General features: G+C 59.1%; 6 protein-coding genes. All 6 read left to right on the top strand.

Annotated features, from left to right (window positions below):
• A partial coding sequence (locus tag Q0510_RS09435) for a hypothetical protein (protein WP_298710367.1) occupies nucleotides 1-1,297 on the top strand: 1,297 nt, incomplete at its 5' end.
• 178 nt (nucleotides 1,298-1,475) lie between these two features.
• A complete protein-coding gene (locus tag Q0510_RS09430; RefSeq protein WP_298710365.1) occupies nucleotides 1,476-2,252 on the top strand; it encodes an SDR family oxidoreductase in 777 nt (258 codons plus the stop codon).
• Between the two features lie 19 nt (nucleotides 2,253-2,271).
• A complete protein-coding gene (locus Q0510_RS09425) occupies nucleotides 2,272-2,766 on the top strand; it encodes a hypothetical protein (protein ID WP_298710363.1) in 495 nt (164 codons plus the stop codon).
• On the top strand, nucleotides 2,763-3,455 hold the full coding sequence (locus Q0510_RS09420) for an enolase C-terminal domain-like protein (RefSeq protein WP_298710361.1): 693 nt from the start codon (nucleotides 2,763-2,765) through the stop codon (nucleotides 3,453-3,455). The genes Q0510_RS09425 and Q0510_RS09420 overlap by 4 nt, the downstream gene beginning before the upstream one ends.
• Nucleotides 3,456-3,464: 9 nt before the next feature.
• Nucleotides 3,465-4,739 (top strand): aminotransferase class III-fold pyridoxal phosphate-dependent enzyme, encoded by a 1,275-nt coding sequence (locus tag Q0510_RS09415; protein WP_298710359.1) that lies wholly within the window; start codon nucleotides 3,465-3,467, stop codon nucleotides 4,737-4,739.
• 2 nt (nucleotides 4,740-4,741) lie between these two features.
• A complete protein-coding gene (locus tag Q0510_RS09410) occupies nucleotides 4,742-6,265 on the top strand; it encodes a M81 family metallopeptidase (protein ID WP_298710357.1) in 1,524 nt (507 codons plus the stop codon).
• Nucleotides 6,266-6,289 lie beyond the last annotated feature (24 nt).

Below are 6,289 nucleotides of genomic sequence, written 5' to 3'. Positions count from 1 at the left end.
CGCTACCGCCTGCGCCCTGGAAAGCGCCGGCGGAAAGGAGCAGGCCATCCTGCTGTCCATCGATCTCATCTGGTGCCCCGCCGCGCTGCTCGCCGCACTGAAAGAAATGCTGCCTTCCCGGATACCTGATTTCAATCCCCGGTTTCTCCTCGTTCATGCCACCCACACCCATTCCGCACCGGAACCGGCTGTGCACTCGGCATACGGACAACTCCTCCTCGAAAAGCTTTCCGCCGCCGCCGTCTCCGCCTGGCAGCAACGCAAACCCGCATCGGTGGGCCGCGCGCTGGCGTATGCCGTGGCGGGCCATAACAGGAGAGTGCGCTATGCAGACGGTTCCGCCGAAATGTACGGCGCTACCGGCCGCCCGGACTTTAGGGGTATCGAAGGCCCGTCCGACAGTGCGGTGGATCTCCTCTACTGCTGGAACGATGCCGGCGCGATCACCGGCGTTATCATGAACGTGCCTTGCCCCGCGCAGGTAACCGAAGCGAAATATTTTGTATCCGCCGATTTCTGGAGCGTGGTGAAAAAACGCCTGCAGGAACACTTCGGGCAAGATGTACAGCTGCTGGCGCAATGCGGCGCCGCGGGCGATATTTCGCCCCGCAACCTCCTCCGCCCTTATACGCCCGACGAACCCAATATGTGGGACCTGCCGGGGATGGTGGAAGTCGGCGAACGCCTGGCCCGCGCCGCCATCGCGGCTTTCCCGGATGCGGAAAAGAACCGGCAGCAGCAACCTGTTTTCAAACACCGTGCTGAAACGGTGCAAATTCCCTACAGGACCATCTCCCCGCAGGAATACGAAACTGCAAAGTCGCTCGTAGCTGAGATACGCTCCCGCGAGCCCCTCGATCCCGCATCCCCCGGCACGGCTTTCAACCGCTTCCTCGCAGATGTCAAATCCAACGAAACCACCCGCCAGTACGGCCCCTGGGATAATAAATCAAGCGACTACGGCATCCTGCGCAAGCAGGAAATCATCATCGAACAATATACACGGCACCGGGAAGTGCCCTTTTACCCCGCGCCCGTTCACGTGCTCCGGATCGGTGATGCTGTGATAGCTACCAATCCTTTCGAATTGTTCGTGGATTACGGCGCGCGCATCAAATGCCAGAGTAAAGCCGCGCAAACATTCGTCGTGCAGTTGTGCGATGATTATGGAGATTACCTGCCCACGCAAACCGCCATCGAAGGCGGGGGATACAGCGCCATGGCCACTCCCATAGGGCCAGACGGCGGAGACGTACTCACCCGCGAAACCATTCGGCTCATCAACGGATTATTGTAACAGTGAAACTGATTTCATGATACGGCGCAGCACTGCAAACGGTGCTGCGCTTTTGCTTTCATGCGGGGAAGCGATAATTACTAATATAGTGTCGTGATATGAAACTATAGTGGCTGATTAAATCCTTGTGCAGCGATACTTTTGTTTGCATAGGACAGTAACGCTTATGCAACAACCAATGAATGATGTAAACGGTATCGGTAAGAACAGGAAGTGCCTGGTAACCGGCGGTGCGGGCGGGCTCGGATCTGCGATTTGTGCAACGTTTTGCCTGGCGGGTCACCGTGTGTTCATGCACGATCTGCCAACATCGGCAGGCGCGGAAGTAGCGGCGCAGATCAATGCGGAGGCAGGGGAGGAGCGGGTTACTTTCCTCCCGGGCGACCTCGCCGATCTCAATGGTTTACGCAACACGGCGGCGAAATTGCTGGAAGAAGAAGGTGGGATCGATGTGCTGGTCAATAATGGCGGCATTGATACGCTTGGTGAGCTGGAAGGCGTGTCGTTACAGGAGTTCCTGGATACGCAGGCCATCAACTCCAGCGCCGCGTTCGTGTTGTCGCAGGCGATCAGTCCTGCCATGAAACAGCGCGGCGGCGGGCAGATCGTGAATATCATGAGCATTATTCTCAGCGGGGGATGGAACGGGCGGGTGCCCTACGCCATGTCGAAAGGCTCGCTGCTGGGCCTCACCCGCGCGCTCGCACGCGAGCTGGGGCCATTCAACATCCGCGTGAACGCAGTGAGCCCCGGCGCCATTCCCACCAATATCGAACGCAAATTCTGGACAGACAGCCGGGAGGAACTGGACCGTTTCATCCTCGATAAGCAGGCGCTGAAGTTCCGCGCTACGCCGCAGGATGTGGCCGATGCGGTATTCTTCCTTGTGTCTGACCAAAGCCGCTTCATCACCGGGCACGAGCTGCATGTGAATGGCGGGTGGTATATGGGTTGATATTTTAATTCTTGCAATAATGAAAATTACGAAGATAGAAACGGTGCACGTTTCGCACCTGCTCATGCTGCGGGTGCATACCGACGCGGGTATCATTGGCAACGGGGAAACCTTTTACGCACCCACGGCGGTAGCCGCGCTGCTGCACGACTGGATGTCGGAAAGGCTGCTGGGCGCCAACCCGCTCGATATCGAAAAACACTGGCGCTTCTTTTACCAGCGGTTCATGAACTTCGGCGGCCGCGGTGCGGAAATGCGCGCCATCTCCGCGCTGGACCTCGCACTCTGGGATATCCTCGCGCAATCCTGCAACCAGCCGGTGTGGCAACTCCTGGGCGGGTGCACGCAAAGCATCCTGCCTACTTACAACAGCGCAGGCGGCACAGGTTACGGCGTTCCGGTAACGGGCCCCAACGACAGGAGTTCGACGGCCCGCTGGAAGACAACTGGGCCAGCATCAACCGCCCCGCGGAATACGCTGAAGAATTACTCAAAGAAGGCTATAACGCCATGAAGATGTGGGCCCTCGATCCCCTGGCGCACCGCCCCGGCGGCACGCTGCACCTGGGTTGGAAGGAATTGAAAGCCGCCCTGGCGCCGTTGTTTAAAGTCCGGGAAAGGGTAGGGTATGATATCGAGATCATGCTGGACGGGCATGGTTTTTTCCAATGGCCCGCCGCCATGCGCATCGCGGAAGTGATGCGGGATATCCGGCCACTGTGGATGGAAGACGTGCTGCGCACCGATAACATGGACGCATTGAAAAAGTTCCGCGACGAAGCCGGCGTGCCCATCGCCGTGAGCGAAATGCTTACGGTGCGCGACGATTACCGGCAGATACTGGAGAAGGGCGGCGCCGATTACATCATGATCGATCCCACCTGGGTGGGCGGCATTTCTGAAACGCGCCGCATCACCGAAATGGCGATACCGTATAATATTCCCGTTACCATGCACGATTGCACGGGCCCGCTTACTTTGCTCGCCGGTGTGCAGGTAGGCATCGCCAATCACAACGTTGTGTTCCAGGAGAGCGTGCGCGCGCATTTGCGCGTGGCGTACAAGCAACTGATCGATACCGACATAGTGGTGGAGAACGGTGCAATACCGGCACCGCTGCGCCCGGGCATCGGTGCGGCCTGGCGGCCGGAATTATTCAGCGAAAATGCGCCTTCCTACAGGGCCACCGTGTGGAAATCATAACCAACCATCATGAAACATTTACATTCGGAACAATTGTATAAAGAAGCCTGCGGGGTGATACCCTGTGGCGTATCCAGCTCGATGCGGAAGAACGTGCAGCCGCTGCAATTTTTCGAGCGGGCGGACGGGCCGTACTTCTTTGATGTGGACGGCAACCGCTTCCTGGATTACACCCTGGCCTGGGGGCCCCTCATCGCGGGCAGTAATCACCTCGTCATCAATAAAGCGGTAACGGAGCAGTTGCAGAAGAGTTATACCCTTGGCGCGCAGCACCCGCTGGAAGTGACGCTGGCCAAACGCCTGGTGGAAGTGCTGCCGGGAGTGGAGCAGGTCGCGTTCAGCAATACGGGCAGCGAGGCGGTGCAGTCCGCCATCCGCATCGCGCGGGCGTACACGGGCAGAACGAAGATCGTGAAGTTCGAGGGGCATTACCATGGCTGGCTGAACAATGTGCTCGTAAGTTATAAACCCCAGGCCGCGCAGTTGGGATCCCCGGCGCCGGGATGCGGCGGCCAGCCGGTTTCGGAATTCGGGGAAACCCTTGTGCTGCCCTGGAACAACCTGTCGGCTTTGAAATCGTTACTGGCCGAAAGGGGCCACGAAATCGCCTGTGTGATCACCGAGCCGGTGCTGGCCAACTCCGGCTGCTGCATGCCGCTGGAAGGCTTCCTGGAAGGCGTTATGGACAGCTGCCGCGAGCATGGCGCCGTATCCATCTTCGATGAAGTGATCACGGGATTCAGGCTGGCATTGGGCGGCGCGCGCGAATACTTCGGCCTGCAACCGGATATCTCGGTGTACGCCAAAGCCATCGCCGGCGGGTTTACCATGGCCGCACTGGGCGGCCGCAGGGAGATTTTCGATGTGCTCCGGGAAGGGAAAACGATCCATGCCGGCACTTATAACGGCGCTTCCATCAACCTGGCGGCGGCGTTGGCTACGATTGGATTGCTGTCAGAACGAGGTCGCTACGATCATTTGCATGCATACGGCCATGCCCTGCGGGAGTGCCTGCAGCAGGCTGCCGATAAAGCCGGCGTAACAATGGTGACATCCGGCACCGGCAGCGTATTCGGCATACACTTCGGCCTGCGTCAAACGCCGCTGAATTATGAAGAAACACTGCAGGCGGATACCGCCATGTTCGCCCGCTTCCGGGGGCTCATGCTGGAAGAAGGCATCCTCCTCCTGCCGGACGGGCGCTGGTATGTCGGCATTACCCACGGCGCGGAGGAACTGGCGGCTACCCGCGGGGCCATCGAAAGAACCTTTGCCAAATTGTGACAATGCACCAGCCATCTCCCACGGTATTTGTATCCGGCTTTTTTCATGAAACGCATACGTTCCTGCGTGAGCGCACCGGCCTCGGCGCTTTCCGCGACCTGGCGCTGCACCACGGCAGCGAGATCCTTTCGCGCAACGAAGGCAACGGTTCGCCGATGGACGGCTTCCTCAGTTACGCCGCTGCGGCAGGCTGGAAAGTGATCCCCGGTATCCAAATGGCCGCTATGCCATCGGGCATGGCCGAAGACGCAGTGTTCGACTACTTCCGCGAACATTTCTTCGCCGCGCTGGAAGTGCATTGGCAACAAATCGATGCCGTGTACCTGGTGGTGCACGGCGCCATGGTTTGCGAAAGCACGCCCGACGTGGAAGGCCGGCTGCTGGAAGAGTTGCAGTTCTTCTTCTCCCGCCGCGGGAAGCAGGTGCCCGTGGTGGCGGTGCTCGACCTGCATGCCAACGTCTCCCAAAAAATGATCGATAACAGTACCTGTCTGTACGGTTACCGCGAGAACCCCCATACCGATGCCCGCGAAGCCGCCGTGAAAGCCGCCGCTTTTCTGCAGGAGATATGGGAACAGCCCGGTGTGCGGCAGGTATTTCATGCTACTCCATACATCGCGCCGCCCGCCGGGCAAGGTTCCGCGGCTGATCCGATGCGCGCCCTGCTGCGCAGGGCCGCCGCTATCGAAGCAGCGAACCCTCATGTCCTCTGCATAAATATCTGGGCAGGTTTCGCCTACGCCGATATCCCAGACTGCGGATTCAGCTTTTCCTGCTGCACCCGCGGCAGCGCCGCAGAAGCCGCCACATGGCTCGAATCACTCGGCCAGGAACTGGAAACACACCTGTCTTCGGCTTACCCGTACGAACACACGCTGGAAGCAGTGTTGACGCTCCCCGGGCTCCAGGCTCCCGTTCTCCTCATAGAAGCCTCCGACAACATCGGCGGCGGCACACCCGGCGATGGCACCGGCATCCTCGCCCCGCTGCTCGCCACCACGGAAACAGGGATCGTTGCGGTTATCAATGATCCGGAAGCCGTGCAAGATTGCATCTATGTGGGCATCGGCGCCACCTGCACCCTGGCCGTCGGAGGAAAAACGGATAGCTTTCACGGAGAGCCGGTGGCCTTCACCGGCACCGTCATCAACCTCACCAACGGCCGCTTCGAACTGGAAAACAAAAATTCCCACCTGGCATCCATCACGGGAGCATTCGTTAACATGGGCCCCTGTGCCGTCGTCCAAAACAGGCAGGCCACGGTGCTGCTCACCACTTTCAAAACCCCGCCCATGGATCTCGGCCAGCTCCGCTCACAGGGCATCACGCCCGAAACGGCGCAATTCATCATCGTAAAAGCGGCCGTATCGCACAAGCAGGCATATGATCCCATCGCGGGCGATGCTTTTTATATCGACAGTCCGGGCCTTTGCACCAGCAACCTCCTCCGCCTGCCTTACCGGCACATCGGGCACAAAAGGATCGGCCCGGATGCAACTGAAAATTCATCCACGATGCAAATATGATGTCATACTTTGAAAACCATGTGT

Source organism: uncultured Chitinophaga sp. (assembly GCF_937874145.1).
In the GTDB taxonomy this organism is placed as follows: Bacteria; Bacteroidota; Bacteroidia; order Chitinophagales; family Chitinophagaceae; genus Chitinophaga.
This window is presented reverse-complemented; position numbering and strand designations above follow the sequence as displayed.